Below are 16348 nucleotides of genomic sequence, written 5' to 3'. Positions count from 1 at the left end.
GATTTGCATTATGACTGAAAAAATGACACGAATGACCCAATTTGTGAAAGAAGAAATTGCAAATGCAATTACACATGGTATCGGTGCCATTTTAAGCATCCCTGCCTTAATTATATTAATTATCCATGCTTCTAAGCACGGTACCGCATCAGCTGTATTTGCATTTACTGTTTATGGTGTAAGCATGTTCTTACTGTACTTATTTTCAACATTGTTACATAGCATTCACCATCCAAAAGTAGAAAAATTATTTACTATTTTAGATCACTCAGCCATTTACTTATTGATTGCTGGCACGTATACTCCTTTTCTACTTATTACGCTTCGTGGCCCATTAGGTTGGACGTTACTCGCTATTATATGGACACTTGCGATTGGCGGTATTGTCTTCAAGATTTTCTTTGTACGTCGCTTTATAAAAGCATCGACATTATGCTATATCATTATGGGTTGGCTCATAATTGTTGCCATTAAACCACTTTATGAAAATCTAACTGGACATGGTTTTTCTCTACTCTTAGCAGGCGGCATTTTATATTCCGTCGGGGCAATCTTCTTCCTTTGGGAAAAGCTCCCTTTCAACCATGCCATCTGGCATCTTTTCGTTTTAGGCGGTAGTACAATGATGTTCTTCTGTGTACTCTTTTATGTCTTACCTGCAGCATAAATAAAGTGCTTCTTTAATCAGTGGAGGGTTTCGTACACCCCCGCTGATTATTTTACGGCATAAAAAAAGTTTCAGCTTACAACAAGCTGAAACTTTTTTTATTACTTATGTAATTGTGATGCAATAACATCCTGTGTATGCTTTGTTAATTCTTTAATATCCATATCTGCATACTCTTCAGGTGTAATCGGCTTAGAAATAGTTACCGTTGCATGTGCTGGTTTCATACGGTTTCCATTTGCCTCAAACATTTTATACGTACCATCTAACGTTACTGGTAAAATAGCTACGCCAGATTTTACAGCAAGATGAAAACTACCAGCTTTAAACTCTCCAATTTCGCCACCCTTACTTCTCGTTCCTTCTGGGAAAATTACGATAGAATGTCCATTTTTTAATATTTCAATTCCATCTTTAATCGCTTGAAGAGATTGACGACGATCATTTCGATTCATAAATACACAGTTCATAAGTTCCATCCAAGTTGGTACAACTGGAAACTTTTTAATCTCTGCCTTTGAAACGAATCCAATTGGTTTATTTAAATAACCTAGTAAAACAGGGATATCCATATTACTTTGATGGTTACTTACAACGAGGACTGGCTTGTCTTTCGGAATATTTTCAAGTCCTTTTACTTCTACTGCCCCTCCAGCTACGCGAACCATTTTCTTACCAAACCAATTTGTCGTTTTATACACAACACTATCTTTTTCTTGTGGTGACATCGTATTTACTTGTCTTTTAAGACGCCACATTCTTGGTGTAATCGCAATTACGATTAAAATTAAATAAAAGATTTTAAAAAACGTTTGAATCATACAGAACCCCCACCTATTATCATTCCGACCTTCATTATACTAGACAAACGAAGGAAAAAGAAGAAAAAATGTCCAAACAACAAGTGTTTGGACATTTTTGAAGTTTTCTATATTAGAAACGTTTTGCTAGTTCTTGTGCATTAGCAATTGCTGCTTCTTTAATTTCCTGTGCTTTTTCAGGGTTTGCATTCATGCCTTCAACTGCAATATATTCAGTATCATTTACACCGATGAATCCTAATACTGTTTTTAAGTGGTTGCGACCGAAGTCCACAGCTGCATATGCTCCTTCAGAATACACGCCGCCTGTAGCTTGAATGTGAAGTGCTTTTTTGCCTTCTAATAAGCCAACTGGACCATTTTCAGTATATTTGAATGTTTTACCTGCGATTGCTACGTTATCTAAGTATGCTTTTACTACTGGTGGGTAGCTAAAGTTCCACATTGGAGTTACGAATACATAACGATCTGCATGCATAAATGTTTCTAGGTTTGTGTTCATTGCTGCAACTTTTTGTTGTTGAGTTTCAGTTAAAGTTTCAAAACCTTCACCCGCTGCAAATTTACCCCAAGCAGCAAATACATCTGCATCGATTGCTGGTACTGTTGTATTGAATAGATCAATTGTTACAACTTCATCTTGTGGATGCTCATTTTTATAAGCCTCGATGAAAGCTTCCCCTACTGCCATACCGAAAGAGCCCTCTGCTGAATTTGGATTTGCTGTAATAAATAGTACTTTTGTCATTGTATTCTCTCCCTTTTTGCATTTTATCTTTAATTCGAGATTTATAATTTGAAAGTAAATAACTTACCTTATGTAAGTATAATACAAAAAGTTGGACGTGATGTCAATAAAAAATAGCTACTTTTTTTTCGTAAGTTAATGATTTATCTTGTTCCTTTATAGTTCGGTATACAAATATTTAGAAATTTTCATCCAAAAAGACTATCTCTACAAATTATAGAGATAGCCTTTTACTACAGATTATTTTTGAAAAACATGTTTCACTTTTCCAGCTGGAATATTACTTCCGCCTCTACCTTTTACATCTTCAATCATCATTGTAACCACCATATCTGGTGAATTCAAATCAAACGCAGCGAACCAGCCTAGTTCTTTTCCTTCGGCCTCTTTTGATACTTTTAATTCCGCTGTACCTGTTTTTCCAGCAAGAGTCATGCCGTCAATTTTAGCAATTTTCCCTGTACCATCTGGATCATTAATTACTTTAGTCAAAGCATTTTTTAATATATCCTGATTCCCTTTTGAAATGACATTCTCTTTCCAAACTTTTGGTTGTTTATCTGTTTTGATAATGTATGGCGAAGGTATATTTCCATCATTTACAATTGGCGCATATGTTAAAGCTAAATGAAGAGGAGTCATTAACACTTCTCCTTGTCCATATCCTGTATCTGCCATTTGAATATCATTTTTAATGCCGTCATTTGCAATTTTAGAAGCAGGGAATCCATATTCAATTGGTAGTTTCTCATCGAATCCGAATTTTTTCGCTCCACTCATAAATTTATCTTTTCCGATTTTCAAAGCTTCTTGTGCGAAATAAATATTATCCGAGTATTTCATTGCCTTATCAAAATCAATCGGATTTGCGTCTTTCACACGTGTTACATAATAATTACCCCACGAAGAATCTTTAGTCCATTGTAATCCTTCGATTTTCAATTCTTCTTTCGGATCAATCGTTTTCGTTTCCAGACCGATTGCAGCTGTAATTGGCTTAAATACAGAACCTGGTACCGATAATTGTGTGAATCGATTCGTCATAGGCTTTTTCGGATCATTATTCCAAGCTTCACGTTGTGCTTTTGATGTTCCTCGTGCAATTAAATTAGGATCATAAGCCGGACTACTTACAAGAGCAATTGTTTCTCCGCTTTTCGGATTAATCGCCGCACTTGACCCAGCTTCCCCTTTCATTTCATTATAAATTTTTTCTTGAGTAGCACTATCAATAGTTAAAGTTACATTTTCTCCATCAACAGCTTCTGTTTTTGCTAAATTTTTTATTTCTTTTCCTTGTGCATCTTCTACAAAGACACGGCCACCTTTTTTACCGCGCAGCTTTTCTTCTAATACTTGCTCTAATCCAGCCTTACCAACTGGATCCTCGGCTTGATAGCCTTTCTTTTGAAGCGTTTTTAAATCTTCAGCATTTACCTTTCCAATATAGCCAGTTAAATGTGCTGCCGCTTCTCCTAACGGATATGTACGAACATTTACAGGTTTTGTTGCAACGCCTGGTAAATCGATGTACGTATTTTGAGTTGCCCCTTCAGGCAATATTCCAATTGGTACAAGATAATTTGGTTTTACCCATTTTGCAGCTAATTTTTGATCAATTTCTTCTACAGACATATTTAACAACTTCGCTACAGTTTCTTTCGTTTGCGGAGCAGTATCGTCTAATTTTTCTGGAACGATTCCAATTTCAGAAGCTTTCCCATTCGTCGCAAGACCTTTTCCGTTACGATCGTAAATTTCACCACGTTTCGGTTGCGTCGTCTGCATACGCACTTTACTATCTTTAGTCATACCTGGGAAAATAAAATCAGGAGTCCAATCTACTTTCCAAGACTCTTTATCTCCATCTTTTTCTTTCACCATTTTTGCTTCATGTCCAAAAGTAATTTTACCACCAACTGTATCCATGCTTACTTTAAAAGGAACAGGGCCTTCATCTTTTTTATCTTCTTTTACTTCACCTGTTTCTACTTTTAAATCTTTCACTTCAATGCCAGAATAAATTTTTTCATATTTCTCAGTAAACTCTTTCTTAGAAATATCTTTTTTTGCATTTTCTGATAATTGATCATACATCTCTGCAAATTTTTGTTTATTCCACGCTTTTGCATATGTATCAAACGCTTCTTGTGGTTTTTCTTCTTTACCGCATCCAACTAACATGAATGTTAAGCAAAGAAAAAGAATCCCCCATATCTTTCTCAATCGCTTCTCCTCCTCTTTCTATATTAATACTTTTGAAAATTTTAGCATTTTTCACATGCTACCATTCATTATAGCACTATCAAATACCATCTATAAACTTACATTTATAAATACAAACAAAAAAGATTGATACGAATATTCGTATCAATCTTTTTTGTTATTGTTGTTTCTCGTATACATGATAATAATACGTATACGGATTTTTTTCATCTGTTAAGCCTTTCTCTGCAAAAATCTCTTTCCAATTTGTCATATCCATTTCCGGGAAGAATGTGTCTCCTTCAAATGCGTGGTGGATTTTTGTTATATATAACTTGTCTACATAAGGTAAAAAGAGGTCATAAATTTGCGCCCCGCCAAAAATAAAAATCTCTTCTTCGTTTTTACATAACTCAAACACTTCTTCCACAGTATGAGCAATTTCACAACCTTCTACATGGTAATCACCGTTACGCGTTACGATAATATTACGTCTTCCTGGTAGTGGTCTACCAATTGCTTCATAGTTCTTTCTTCCCATAATAAGTGGGTGACCCATCGTCGTTTTCTTCACGTACTGTAATTCACTCGGTAAACGCCAAGGTAAGTTATTATCTTTACCAATTACTCTATTTTCGTCCATTGCGACCATAAATGAAACAATCATCTTTTCATCTCCTCTACAATTACACTGCAACCGGTGCTTTAATTGCTGGGTGCGGATCATATCCTTCAATAGTTAAATCTTCCATTTCAAAATCAAACACAGATTTCACATCTGGATTTAATGTAAGTTTCGGGAATGGACGTGGTTCACGTGCCAATTGCTTTTCTACTTGTTCAAAATGATTTGTATAAATGTGTGCATCACCAATTGTATGAACAAATTCTCCTACTTCAAGACCACATTCATGTGCAATTAAATGCGTTAATAGTGAATAGCTTGCAATGTTAAATGGTATTCCAAGGAAAATATCACCACTTCTTTGATATAGCTGACAAGAAAGCTTTCCATCTGCTACATAAAATTGGAATAGCGTATGACAAGGCGGTAAAGCCATACTTGGTACATCTTCAGGATTCCAAGCAGAAACAATTAAGCGACGTGAATCTGGCGTTTTCTTAATCATTTCAATTACATCTTTTAACTGATCAAGCGTCTCACCGGCAGTCGTTTTCCAAGCACGCCATTGTTTCCCGTACACGTCTCCTAAATATCCATATTTCTTCGAGAATTCATCGTCTTCTAATACATTCTTTTTAAACAATTCCATTTGCTCATCGTATTGCACTTTAAATTCCTCATCTTGTTGTGAGCGAAGACCGAAATCTTTCATATCAGGGCCAGTATACTCATCGCTTTCCACCCAGCTCTTAAACGCCCATTCATTCCAGATGTTATTATTATGTTGCAATAAATAACGAATATTTGTATCACCTTTCATAAACCAAAGCAGTTCACTTGCTACAAGGCGAAATGGCACTCTCTTTGTCGTTAATAAAGGAAAACCTTTACTAAGATCGAAACGCATTTGATATCCAAATACAGATACAGTTCCTGTCCCTGTACGATCTTCTTTCTTCGTACCGTGTTCCATTACATGGCGGCATAAATTTAAGTATTCATATTCAGCATGTTTCATATGTAGGAAAACCTTCTTTCAATCGTATATGCAATTTATCATAACATGAAAAACCGTAAATTTAATAATCCTAATTAACAAAATTTCTCGCAGTAATTCTTACAAAATTATTAACTTTCCATCTTGAAAAAGGTTTTTATCTTCTATTACCGAAAGTATAGTGCGGTAGAACAAAATTTATATTTGGAGGTTAGAAGTATGTCTAAAATTGAAACTCCTGGTATGACTTCTTTACAAACAACGGTTGAAAAAATGATGAAGGATTTAAAAGTTCCTGGAGCTGCTGTAGCTGTTATAAAAGATGGTAAAGTTATTATTTCAGAAGGATTTGGCTATCGTAATATAGAGAAGAGAGAGGCTGTTACACCACAAACACGCTTTGCAATTGGTTCTGCAACGAAAGCATTCGGTACACTTTCCTTAAGCTTATTAGCCCAGCAAAAAAAGTTTAATTGGGATACCCCTGTCCAATCTTATATACCTAACTTCTCTCTTTCTGAACTACTTGCTAGCTCACAAGTTACAGGACGCGATTTAGCATCTCATCGTACTGGAGTAAGTCGTCATGATGCTCTTTGGTACAGCTCTTCCTTAACTCGAAAAGATCTCGTTGAAAAAATAAAGCATTTATCACTTGATGCACCGTTCCGCACAGCATTTTTATATAACAACTTAATGTATGCAACAATTAGCTATATTGTGGAAAACATTACGAATCAAACGTGGGAACAATTTGTTACAGAACATATTTTAGAGCCATTAAATATGGATCATACGAACTTCTCTGTTACAGACTCACAAAATGCAGATGATCACGCTTTACCTTACACTGAAGATAATGGTGAAATTAAAGAAATCCCATTCCGAAATATCAATACAGTTGGAGCTGCCGGATGTATTAACTCTACCATTGAAGATATGGCAAAATGGGTCCTGCTTCATTTAAACGAAGGAAAAATAGAAAATCATGATTTAATTTCTACTGAACTACTCCAAGAAATGTATACACCGCATACACCAATTCCAGATCAGCCGATATTATCAACAAGTGAATCACCATTAAACAGTTACGGACTAGGTTGGTTTATTAGCGCTTACCGTGGTTATAAACTTATTCATCATGGCGGTAATATTGATGGATTTTCTGCACTTGCGTCTTTTATGCCAAACGAAAAGATCGGTATTATTGTACTAACAAATTCCGGACAAACTTTACTCCCTACTTATATTACAAAACATATATACGACGAACTTCTCGGACTAGAATATATCGACTGGCATGAACATGCTTTAGAAGATAGTGAAAAAATGAAAGAAATGATGAAAGAAACAATGGAATCACTTCCTGAAGCAGTAACTGGGACTACACCTTCTCACAAATTAGAGGACTACACCGGTACTTTTGAACATCCTGCTTATGGAGCATTACAAGTATACACACGAGATGAATCGCTATATGTACAATTTATGGAGATGGAGATTCCATTACAGCATCATCACTACAACGTCTTCTCCGCACCAGTTGACTTCTTCCAAATGAAAATGAATCTATTATTCTCTTATGAAATGAATGTGAGTGGTGAATTCCCATCCCTTCAGTTACATGTGCCGGCAACGTTAAGTACTCAGCCGCTTGTATTTACGAAAGTTAAATAATTTTTTATAGAGGGATGATAATACTTCCCTCTATTTTTTATTAAAATCTCCATCCGGATAAAGGATAATACGTAAAAATACAGAATTTTCTTATTCAACTAATTAAATTCTTAGGAGGAAATGCCGTGTACACAGAAATTTTCAAAGAAGTTGTTTCGATTACTCATCACGATTATTCAGGCTGTATAGATAAGGACGGATGGGACGATCCTACTACACATTTACAGACAATTGAACAACGAGAAAGACAAGGGGATTTAACATCAGTACAATTTACTGAAATTGTTAGGGATTACTTATTAGACTTTAAAGATAATCATATGTTTTTCAAAATGCTCTTTAACGATCAACCTCTTAACAGTGTTGGCTTCCAAGTGAAAAGATACGAAGACCAACTGTATATTACATCTACTTCACAAGAAAAAAGGGTAAAAAAAGGACAGTCTATTCTTGCATTAGATAATATGAAAATTCCTGAGCTATTAATAAAGTATAATAAGTATTTAAATGAGACTACATATGAGCGTGAAAAATGGGGATATGTTTTATCGAAGTCATCTAATTGTACACTTATAGATGAAGACGGAGTAACCCAAACTATTACTTTACAAAAGTATAAACAAAGTGAATACACCCCTATCTATTCATTAAAAAAGGAAAATAAAGATACACTCTTCATTACTTTGACGGACTTCGAAAATGCTGAAGCTATTAATCAATTAATAGCTTCACACAAAAACGAGCTTGATTCTTTTCCAAACTTAATTATAGACGTCCGAATGAATCGCGGTGGAAGTGATGATGCATTTTTCAACTTACTTCCATACTTATTCGAAGACAAAGAGATCTCTCTTTTCGATTCTTCAGATACAATGCAATTAAATCATACAGAACGAAACTATCATTTACGAATGAAAGACTTCGAAAACAATGATTATGACTCGTTAGATGAGCTTTCAAGATTATGTATTGATTTATTTATTCAGGATTTAAAAAAGAATTATAAAAAAGGATTCGTTACATTTGATACCTCTGGATTACCAATAGAACTACAAACACTAAAAATACACGGAAGAAAAACACCAAATAAAGTAGTCATATTAACAGATGTGACATGTGGAAGCTCTGGCGATTCCTTTGTAGAAGCAGCAAAAAAATCATCGAAAGTAAAAGTAATAGGTCGTCCTACTGCTGGTGTAACTGACTATTCTAATTTAGCAGTAATGGACTGGGCAGATACTTTCGCTCTTTACTATCCAACTTCACGGCGTTCTATTATAGATAAAGGTAAAGGAATATCCGGAGTTGGTATACAACCACATATACATATCCCGTGGACTCCGGAACATACACAAGAAGATGTAGATCTGAAGTTAGCTTTGCAAATACTACAAAACGAGGAATGGTAAAAAATAAAGGTAGGTGTAAATCTCACCTACCTTTACTATTTCATATTTATCTTTTCTGGTTGAAACCAAATCGGCTTCGATAACTCAAAATTTTTATGATCCTCTAATACATTATGAAGACGCTCTAACATATCATCTAACATATGCGGCGCTGCTCGTAAACACCAGACAACTGATGAGAAAACCGTCATACCTACATAAACCGCATATAATCTCCAAAACTCTTCCGGTATTCTGCCATTAAAATATCCTGTAATTTGTCCAATTGAATATGGGACACTAATGTCTCTTGCAAATAGTGCAATCTTTACGAAATCATGCAGTGGATCGCCCCAATCATAACCATTAAAATCAACAACACCTACATATTTACCATCCCGTACAATTATATTTTCTAAATGAAAATCGTCATGCTGAAATCGATTTGGACGATTTTTTACATACATTTCATTTTCATCTATAAACTTAATGATTTTATCGTCATTTTTAATTTTTATTCCGCATGTTTTGTATGCCTCTAAATATTTTCTATGTTTTTTCATTGCTCTTTCATGCCAAAGTAGTAAGTCCTTTGGAGCTTCATATGTATGCATTTTTGCTAAATCTTTTCCTGCCTCTATACCAATTTCATATTGTTCTTTTGACGTATATGTAGGCAAAAGCTTTTTCGCATCTTCTCCTTCTAAATATGAAAAAATACTATAGCATAATCCTTCCTCTTTCAGCATACCAAGTTCAATCGGTCTTTGCGCTTGCACACCACGTTTTTGCATTTCATTTAAAATTCGAAACTCTATTTTCTTTCTTTCATACTCTTTTATATCGCCTGTTCGTAATAAATATTTTTCATCATCACTAGTCGTAATAATATATTTTTTATCAGGAGAGAAACCTTTAGAGATTTCTTCAATGTTTGCTGCATCTTTTACTAATTGTATGTTGTTTCTCCATACCGTAAATATCTTCATGATTATTCCCCTTACATGTCTGCATTCGGTGTATACGCTACTTCTACAATAAATCAATTCGGGTCGTAAAAATCGATTGTATAGTACCCATCTGAATAATGATTCATTTCAATCGGACCACGTATTATCTTCACTTTCGTACTAGCAAGAAACTCTGCTACTTCATCAACTACACCTCTATGAATAGCTTGATAACAAATATGTCTAGGCCCTAAAGTCCTTACAATTTCCTCATTAACTTCTTTAAAATATATTTCACTTTCGCCCGTACTATATGCTACTTCACTTAGTCTTCTCCAACCAATGATTGAAAATAACTTATCATAAAAGACAATGGACTTCTCTAAATTCGCGACCCAAAATTCAATATGATGAATACCTGCTCGAAGTGTATTCAGGTTAAGAATGCGCCGCCTGTACTACTTGCACAATTTCCCTTGGAGTGTTAACCATATAATCTGGAGCATCCTCTTTTACCGCTTCAATGACATCATATCCCCAAGAAACCCAAATTACGTTCACACCAGCCTTTTTACATGCTGCTACGTCTCGCTGCTCATCACCGACGTATAACATATCTTGCTCTGTTATCTTTTTCGATTTTATAAATCTTTTTATCATTTTATCTTTACCGAACAAATTTTTGGAACAATACACTTCTTGAATATTTTCTATACCATTATTGTGTAAAAATGCCCGAATATGCTCTTCTGAGTTCGATGATATAACTGCAATTCCGTAGCCTTTTTTATGTAGTTCATCTAATACATCCTTCATCCCATGGAACAAAACGAGATCTTTTATAGCGGGTTGATATAATTTATAAAACTCTAACGCTAATATCGGTAGTTTATACAGTGGTACATCGAGTTGTTTACATCTCTCTGGCATCGTTAATTTACGTAAATGCTCAATTTCTTCTTCCCTTACTGTTTTATAACCATGCTTTTCAGCTAATTGATTATAGATCGGTACAAATATATTTTGTGAATCTACTAATGTGCCATCAAAATCAAAAACAATATATTTTTGCATTCCCATACTCCCTTTTCTTCTTTTTTCCTAAACCTATTTTATTCAACAACATAGTTGTCTTACCCTTTTATCAAAATAAAAAAGAACAAGATTTTCTCTTGTTCTTTTTAAGACAGCCATTTTGGCGGTACATTCGTATTCCAATAAATAGTTCCTAATTCATGATGTCCAGAGTACCCATCATCAAAACGATGATAGTGGAAATTAAAATAATAACCGTCTTGCGGTGGATGATCTCGTCTTACATGAAATCGCAGTAAATCATTTCCTGATTTCGTATCATAAACATGAAAAATCTTCTCATTATTTCCACCAGCAGGTCTTTGAGAAATCGCTAATGACTGTAAAGACTCCTCTGGTACATCATTGGCAAGCTCAGCAATTGCCTCTTCAATTTTCGGTAATATTACATCTTTAAACTCATCTTCAATTACTGGACCAATTTTAGTACCAAACTTTTGCATCGACTGTTTCTCTGCTTCTTGCATTGCATAAGTAATAAAAGTATCGGTGGTTAACCTGTCGTTCGTTTCTTCATATGTATAGGACGTGCTCTCCAAATTTTGTTGCCCAGCTGTGCTCGTAGGCTTGTCCGCAGCTTTGGCATTATCAAGCAATATGGAAGGAGGTGTCACTAAACCAAATGTAAATACGGTAATTAATGCGACTAAGGTTTTTCTAAACCAATTTGGCATTTATGTTCCCTCCCCTTTCACTCATTATATTTTATATAACGGTTGTTTCTTCTATTATACAAAATGATTGTAATTTTTGCACTTTACAATTTTGTTAACGTTCACACATTTTTCACTTGAATATGAAATTGTAAGATTTCATACAATATAAAGTGAAACTATAATCAGTGGGGATTTTGTTCACCCCCCACTAATTATTAGTTGAACCAATCGGGCGTTTATGGACAGTTGGTCTCCCACCTAACTTCTTTGCTCCAACTGAATTTTGAGGTGGGAGTCTTACTGACCGTTAATGCGGGATAAATACAACAATGAGGAGGCGACCAGATGACTTTAGATGTCATGTATTCCGCCGCAAGCATACTCGTTTTAGTATATTTTATTTATCAATGTGTGACGGATTAGAAAAAGAGCCAATTTCCGGCTCTTTTTCTATGGTAAAAATACAATCCAACTAATCAATACTATAAAAACAACCAAAGCAATCAAAGCCGGCAATAAATAAAAATAGGAAAGTATAACTATTCCATACAAAAGTATTGCCGGGAGTAGTAAATAACGATCCGCCTTCCATCTTAACAAAAGTAATTTCCCTTCTTCACAATATAAATGAAGAAACATTTTTTTCGTAAATTCATTCCAATAATCACGTGCATAGCGAGAAATTGCAAATAAAGCAAATACAAGAATAATAGCTGCAATCCACCTTGGAGTCATGATAATACTTACCGTGCTTATACATACAATTTGAATATAAAATATACGTGCACTATTTGTACGGAAAAATTCTTTCAAAAAAGATTCGACAATACGAGAATCCGCTTTCTTCCCTAAAAACTTTTTGGAACGTGGAAACATCCAAGGTTTTTTATTCGAACTGCTCGGTTTAGCCGCATGACCTCCAACTTGCATAATTCCGCTCGTCCAGCGCATACTTTCTTCTTTTTCTTTCTCAACCTCTTTAAAAAAGTAATTTTTATAATTCATCTTTTCTTTTACCAATACTATAACTAGAAAAACTACTAAACCAATACATAGTATGGAATAAAATAGGTTTTTATAAATAAAAAATAGACTAATTCCAACAAAGGATAAGCTCATAGAAAATACTATACTTTTTACAATCCATAAAATCCATCGTTTCCCCGCACGTACTTGAATAAGTCTCGTCAACAACGACAGCATACATTGAAATGCAGTGAAAAATACCCAAAATAATACAATTTGTACTGTTGTCGCTCCAATACTTTTTATCAACACCGGCAACATAACAACCACTACCATTACATTCGTTATCGCTATTTGAACAAATGTGTAAACCATGCCATAATGAAGTAATTTTCGCATATGAGCTGGATACGAAATTAAAAACAAACTATCTGCTTGTTCAAAAAATGAGCGAACTCCTCTCGAATATGTTACAAGATAAAATGCGAGTAACCCTAATCCGAAGTAAATCGTCTCTTCCATTGATACTTCATTTATCCACAGTGACCGATAATAGATTCCCATAAATATAAGTGCTGGAATAATAATATATAACGCAACTGTCCAATCTGTTACCGAACGTATAGACTTCCATTTTCGTTCAAGTTCATGGCGTAATCTTTTATAAAATTGTTTTTTAATCACGTTGTTCACGCCTTACAATTGCATCAAAGCAGTCTAATAATGGACTCTCCGGCATTTCAGCTAATGTTTGGATCGAATGTAAATTCCCATCTGCTACTAACGTTCCTTGCGAAATAAGCAAAAATCTCTCACAAATTCTTTCAGCCGTATCTAATACGTGCGTACAGAGTAAAATCCCTGCCCCACGTTCTTTCTCTTTATATAGATAACTTAAAAATTCTTTTGTAGCTACTGGATCTAAGCCGATAAAAGGCTCGTCAATTATATAAAAATCTGGTTCAGTTAAAAACGCCAATATGAGCATCGATTTTTGTTTCATACCTTTTGAAAACTTTGATAAATACTCATGCTTATGCTTATCCATTCGAAATGTATGTAATAATTGTTCCGCCCGTTCTTCCCAGCTTCCTATCTCATTTACACGAGCTGCCATTAATAATTCGATATGTTCCCAGAGCGTCAAATAGTCATAATATGTTGGATGTTCCGGCACGTATGCGTAAGGATTTTTCTTTTCACCGAATGATATTTCCCCCTCTATATTGGCAAGTAAACCGAGCATCGTTTTAATTGTCGTACTCTTTCCGGCGCCATTTGCACCAATAAGAGCAACTAACTCACCTTTTTCGATGGAAAAAGCAATATCATGAATTGTCTTTTCACCTATTTCATATCCAGCAGAGCGGATATTTACTTTTAACATACATTCCCCTTCTTTCCATTTCCAATACAATCAAGGAAAAGAATAACATATAACTATCTATATATCATTATAAAATATTTATTTTCATAGCAGGAAAAAACCTTTTTTAACAGAATATTGAATGTTTGACTACATTTTATTGGAGTGGATAATATGTCTTTTCAAATTCGCAAAGCGATGATAGATGATATAGATGCACTTTGTTCTTTAACGAAAGAATTAAAAGGTTCCTCTATTTCCTATGAAGATATGAACAACCGATTGCAATTCGTACAAATGAGTCCTTTTGATTTTCTATATGTTTATGAGGAAGAAGAAACTATATTTGGATTACTTGGGTTTCGTATACGTGAAAATTTAGAAGATGTAACTCGTTATGGTGAAATTTCAATTATTAGCGTTAATTCTACAATACGGCGCGGAAAGGCATTGGACAAGTGTTAATGGATTATGCAGAACAATTAGCAAAGAAGCATAATTGCATTGGCACATGGCTAGTTAGCGGAACAAATAGAGTAGAAGCACATCCTTTTTACAAAAAATTAGGTTATGAAGTAAATGGATATCGATTTGTAAAACATTTTTAAACTACTTTTTAATTGAAGGGACTATAACTATGACAAACATTAAAGCAATTTTCATTGATCGTGACGGTACAATTGGTGGCGACACTACAATACATTATCCTGGATCTTTTGCATTATTCCCCTTTACAAAAGCAGCTCTGCAAAAACTAAAAGCTCAAAATATAAAACTTTTCTCTTTCACAAATCAACCAGGTATCGCAGATGGAATAGCGACCGTAAATGATTTTGTACAAGAATTAGAAAGTTTCGGTTTTGATGATGTTTACGTATGTCCTCACAAACACAGTGATGGTTGTGAATGCCGTAAACCAAGTACAGGCATGCTTCTTAAAGCAGCGGAAAAACATGGACTAGATTTAACACGATGCGCTGTAGTTGGTGATCGTTGGACTGATATTGTTGCAGGAGCAAAAGTGAATGCAACAACAATATTAGTACGAACAGGCGCTGGATACGATGCTTTATATACGTCCCAAGACAAGTGGGCACATATTGAGCCAAACTACATTGCAGAAAACTTTGAAGATGCAACAAACTGGGTTTTAAATCAACTATAATACAATTGAAAAGAATTTATTTTTATCTCCTTCTTTTACTGAAGCGCATAAAGTGAAACTTTAATCAGTGGGGGTTTTACTGCCGGCAAATAGCGGGATAAAATAAACACAAAGAAGGGATAGCTTAGTAGCTATCCCTTCTTTATTAACTCCTGCTAATTACATTTGTTATTTGTTTTTATTGCGTATCTTCGTCGCTTTTGTACTCCAAAATATCACCAGGCTGACAATCTAAAGCCTTACATATCGCTTCTAATGTTGAAAAACGAACCGCTTTTGCTTTCCCATTTTTCAGAATAGAAAGATTCGCCATAGTAATTCCAACCTTCTCCGAAAGCTCCGTTACACTCATCTTTCGTTTTGCTAACATGACATCAATATTAATAATAATTGTCATATCCTCCACCTCAGACCGTCAAGTCATTTTCTGATTTTATGTTAATCGCTTCTTGTAGAAGGTGTTGGAGAATAGCAGCAAAGACGGCTATTACGAACGAAGCGAAAATAATAATGAGTCCTAATAATCCAATAGGAGGATCCATTTTCTTCGCTATAAAATGAAAGAGTGGCAATCCTAATACATACACACCACTGATTGTAATTGCACAGCACTTTATGTTCTTTAACGCCTTTACAGATAATTCCGAGAACGCTGTGTTCATATCAATGTACCGTAAAAGATTGAAAGCCTGATAAAGAGCAACGTAAAAAGGCACAGCCGCTCCATACATCACAATAAAAACAAGATATTTCATTGGAACCATATTTGGATACAATTGTGCTGCAAAATTCGCTATATTGGGCACTAAAAATATACATAAAGCAAGCACTGCGACTCCAGTCAGAAAAATAATTACTTTTAAGAAAGTGGTTGAACCTCGTTTAACATTCATTGAAAACACCTCACTTATTCGATGACAACATGATTTTATCACACTATTTATTGTTTAACAATAAATTAATACTGTTTATCATTAAATTATCATTGTTATTAACTTATTTAACAAAAATAAAAAGAATTT

Annotated in this window: 17 protein-coding genes and 1 pseudogene; 5 read left to right on the top strand and 13 right to left on the bottom strand. The window is 34.7% G+C overall.

Translation table 11 applies throughout. The features are described from left to right. Positions 1–10 precede the first annotated feature (10 nt). On the top strand, positions 11–667 hold the full coding sequence (gene trhA, locus COI75_RS20160) for a PAQR family membrane homeostasis protein TrhA (RefSeq protein WP_000136881.1): 657 nt from the start codon (positions 11–13) through the stop codon (positions 665–667). Positions 668–768: 101 nt separating this feature from the next. Here trhA and COI75_RS20155 read toward each other — a convergent pair whose 3' ends face one another. The 5 genes from COI75_RS20155 to COI75_RS20135 form a co-directional block, all read right to left on the bottom strand. Next, positions 769–1488 carry a lysophospholipid acyltransferase family protein gene (locus COI75_RS20155; protein WP_000616599.1) on the bottom strand — a complete coding sequence of 240 codons (720 nt, stop codon included), beginning with the start codon at positions 1486–1488 and terminating at the stop codon, positions 769–771. Between the two features lie 112 nt (positions 1489–1600). Further along, positions 1601–2236 (bottom strand): FMN-dependent NADH-azoreductase, encoded by a 636-nt coding sequence (locus tag COI75_RS20150; protein WP_000170030.1) that lies wholly within the window; start codon positions 2234–2236, stop codon positions 1601–1603. 240 nt (positions 2237–2476) lie between these two features. Beyond that, positions 2477–4462, bottom strand: coding sequence for a penicillin-binding protein 3 (gene pbpC, locus COI75_RS20145; protein ID WP_001227224.1), 1986 nt, complete (start codon positions 4460–4462; stop codon positions 2477–2479). A 157-nt stretch (positions 4463–4619) separates the two neighbouring features. Beyond that, a complete protein-coding gene (locus tag COI75_RS20140) occupies positions 4620–5108 on the bottom strand; it encodes a dihydrofolate reductase (protein WP_000637209.1) in 489 nt (162 codons plus the stop codon). Between the two features lie 19 nt (positions 5109–5127). After that, a complete protein-coding gene (locus tag COI75_RS20135) occupies positions 5128–6084 on the bottom strand; it encodes a thymidylate synthase (RefSeq protein ID WP_000679619.1) in 957 nt (318 codons plus the stop codon). 198 nt (positions 6085–6282) lie between these two features. Here COI75_RS20135 and COI75_RS20130 point away from each other — a divergent pair, with 198 nt between their 5' ends. Together COI75_RS20130 and COI75_RS20125 are read left to right on the top strand one after the other, a co-directional pair. After that, entirely contained in the window at positions 6283–7740 is a 1458-nt protein-coding gene (locus tag COI75_RS20130; protein WP_000034300.1) for a serine hydrolase, read from the top strand. A 125-nt stretch (positions 7741–7865) separates the two neighbouring features. Next, positions 7866–9149 carry a S41 family peptidase gene (locus COI75_RS20125; RefSeq protein ID WP_000287827.1) on the top strand — a complete coding sequence of 428 codons (1284 nt, stop codon included), beginning with the start codon at positions 7866–7868 and terminating at the stop codon, positions 9147–9149. A gap of 35 nt (positions 9150–9184) precedes the next feature. On the opposite strand, the gene COI75_RS20120 is transcribed toward COI75_RS20125, so the two are convergent. The 6 genes from COI75_RS20120 to COI75_RS20095 form a co-directional block, all read right to left on the bottom strand. Then, the gene (locus COI75_RS20120; RefSeq protein WP_000689412.1) at positions 9185–10117 is read right to left on the bottom strand and encodes an aminoglycoside phosphotransferase family protein; all 933 of its coding nucleotides are present in this window, start codon (positions 10115–10117) and stop codon (positions 9185–9187) included. Positions 10118–10170: 53 nt separating this feature from the next. Further along, positions 10171–10515 (bottom strand): VOC family protein, encoded by a 345-nt coding sequence (locus COI75_RS20115; RefSeq protein WP_080013214.1) that lies wholly within the window; start codon positions 10513–10515, stop codon positions 10171–10173. 1 nt (position 10516) lies between these two features. Beyond that, the gene (locus COI75_RS20110; protein ID WP_001174996.1) at positions 10517–11152 is read right to left on the bottom strand and encodes an HAD family hydrolase; all 636 of its coding nucleotides are present in this window, start codon (positions 11150–11152) and stop codon (positions 10517–10519) included. A gap of 107 nt (positions 11153–11259) precedes the next feature. Beyond that, a complete protein-coding gene (locus COI75_RS20105) occupies positions 11260–11847 on the bottom strand; it encodes a YpjP family protein (RefSeq protein WP_001134415.1) in 588 nt (195 codons plus the stop codon). Between the two features lie 432 nt (positions 11848–12279). After that, the gene (locus tag COI75_RS20100) at positions 12280–13479 is read right to left on the bottom strand and encodes an ABC transporter permease (protein ID WP_000592555.1); all 1200 of its coding nucleotides are present in this window, start codon (positions 13477–13479) and stop codon (positions 12280–12282) included. Further along, positions 13472–14182, bottom strand: coding sequence for an ABC transporter ATP-binding protein (locus tag COI75_RS20095; protein ID WP_000921907.1), 711 nt, complete (start codon positions 14180–14182; stop codon positions 13472–13474). Before COI75_RS20095 ends, COI75_RS20100 begins: the two co-directional genes overlap by 8 nt. A 153-nt stretch (positions 14183–14335) precedes the next feature. Between COI75_RS20095 and COI75_RS20090 the strand changes: the two are divergent. Together COI75_RS20090 and COI75_RS20085 are read left to right on the top strand one after the other, a co-directional pair. Further along, a pseudogene (locus COI75_RS20090) lies at positions 14336–14769 on the top strand (GNAT family N-acetyltransferase). A gap of 29 nt (positions 14770–14798) precedes the next feature. Continuing rightward, positions 14799–15326, top strand: coding sequence for an HAD-IIIA family hydrolase (locus COI75_RS20085; RefSeq protein ID WP_000181770.1), 528 nt, complete (start codon positions 14799–14801; stop codon positions 15324–15326). 178 nt (positions 15327–15504) lie between these two features. On the opposite strand, the gene COI75_RS20080 is transcribed toward COI75_RS20085, so the two are convergent. Both COI75_RS20080 and COI75_RS20075 read right to left on the bottom strand, forming a co-directional pair. Continuing rightward, on the bottom strand, positions 15505–15723 hold the full coding sequence (locus COI75_RS20080; RefSeq protein ID WP_000152533.1) for a helix-turn-helix domain-containing protein: 219 nt from the start codon (positions 15721–15723) through the stop codon (positions 15505–15507). A 10-nt stretch (positions 15724–15733) separates the two neighbouring features. Continuing rightward, complete coding sequence (locus COI75_RS20075) at positions 15734–16219, bottom strand: DUF2975 domain-containing protein (RefSeq protein ID WP_001101372.1); 486 nt, start codon at positions 16217–16219, stop codon at positions 15734–15736. Between the last annotated feature and the right edge of the window lie 129 nt (positions 16220–16348).

Origin of the sequence: Bacillus cereus, from assembly GCF_002564555.1 — a bacterium.
GTDB lineage: Bacteria > Bacillota > Bacilli > Bacillales > Bacillaceae_G > Bacillus_A > Bacillus_A cereus_K.
The sequence above is the reverse complement of the archived record's forward strand: the minus strand, read 5'-3'. Positions and strand labels throughout refer to the sequence as shown.